A 1,694-nucleotide genomic window follows, 5' to 3' on the forward strand; every position below is an offset into this window, starting at 1 on the left:
GCAGCAGCGTGCGAGAGCAGGTGGTGTTCGGCACGGTGCTGTTCGGCCGCATGCATGCGGGTGCGGGCGCCGACCGCACGCTGGGCCTGTTCATCAACACCCTGCCTGTGCGGCTTGACCTGGACGGTACCGGGGTCGAGGCGAGCGTGCGGACCACGCATGCGCGGCTTTCCGAGCTGCTGGCGCACGAGCATGCCTCGCTGGCGCTGGCGCAACGCTGCAGCGGCGTTGCGGCGCCGGCGCCGCTGTTCAGCGCGTTGTTGAACTACCGCCACAACACGCCGGCGGCCATGGCCGGCGGTGGAACGGATGATGTCCTGTCCGGCATGGAATGGCTGGGCGGGGAGGAACGCACCAACTATCCGCTGACCCTGTCGGTGGAGGATTTTGGCGAGGCGCTCGGTCTGACGGCGCAGGTGGCTGAGCCCGTCTCTGCGGATCGGGTCTGCGGCTACATGCAGCACGTGCTCGAGCAACTGGCGGAGGCTCTGGAGCATGCCCCCAATACGCCGGTGCGGGAGCTGGGCATCCTGCCGGCCGCCGAGCGCACCCACCTGCTGGAGGATCTGAACCGGACGGCGGCGGCCTATCCGTCGGAGCGGTGCATCCATAAACTGTTCGAGCAGCAGGTGCAAAAGGCGCCAGAGGCGGTGGCGGTGGTCTGCGAGGACGAGCGCCTGAGCTATGGCGAGCTCAACGCGCGGGCCAACCGGCTGGCGCATCATCTGATCGCGCTCGGGGTCAGGCCGGACCAGCCGGTGGCGATCTGCCTGGAGCGCAGCCCGGCGATGGTGGTCGGTGTCTTGGCGATCCTCAAGGCAGGCGGCGCCTATGTGCCGCTGGATCCGGGCTATCCCAGCGAGCGGCTGCGGCGGGTTGTCGAGGATGCCGCGCCGCGGCTGCTGCTTTGCGATGCGGCCGGACGCGCAGCACTCGGCCCCGAGGTGCTGACCGCTGTGACGGTGATCGATCTGGAGACGGCCACGCCGGGCTGGGCCGAACGGCCGGCTTCGGACCCCGACCCGCGCACGCTTGGCCTCACATCCCGCCACCTCGCCTATGTGATCTACACCTCAGGCTCAACCGGAACGCCAAAGGGCGTCATGGTCGAGCACCACAGCCTGGTCAATCTGGGGTTGGCTCAGATCGAGCTTTTTGGCGTCTGTTCAAATAGCCGTGTCGTGCAGTTTGCCTCCTTCGGCTTTGATGCAAGTGCTTGGGAGCTTGTCATGGCGTTTGGCTCAGGCGCCGCATTGCACTTGCCTGCGGACGCGCTCCGCCAGGCGAGTAACAAGCTATCGGACTACCTGCGAAGCGAAGCCATAACCCATGCGACGTTACCTCCAGCCTTGCTTCAGGCAAGCAGGGATCCGGGATATTTGGCATCGCAAGTTCTCATTCTTGCTGGCGAACTGCCGAAGGCTGAACTCGTCCGAAGTCTGGCCTCGGCATCTATCGTGAACGCCTATGGCCCGACCGAAGCAACAGTCTGCGCGACGGTTTGGAGTTGTCCCGATGACTTTGATGGGTCAGTTGTCCCGATCGGCCGCCCGATTGCCAACACGCGGGTGTATCTGCTGGACGGTCATGGTGCGCCCGTCCCGTTCGGGGCGGTGGGGGAGCTTTATATTGGCGGGGCGGGGGTTGCACGTGGCTACCTGAACCGGCCCGAGCTGACGGCGGAGCGGTTCATC

General features: G+C 66.1%; 1 protein-coding gene. It reads left to right on the forward strand.

What is annotated here, in order from left to right:
* A partial coding sequence (locus MAXJ12_RS22500; protein WP_008838309.1) for a non-ribosomal peptide synthetase occupies nt 1-1,694 on the forward strand: 1,694 nt, incomplete at both ends.

Origin of the sequence: Mesorhizobium alhagi CCNWXJ12-2 (genome assembly GCF_000236565.1) — a bacterium.
GTDB lineage: Bacteria > Pseudomonadota > Alphaproteobacteria > Rhizobiales > Rhizobiaceae > Allomesorhizobium > Allomesorhizobium alhagi.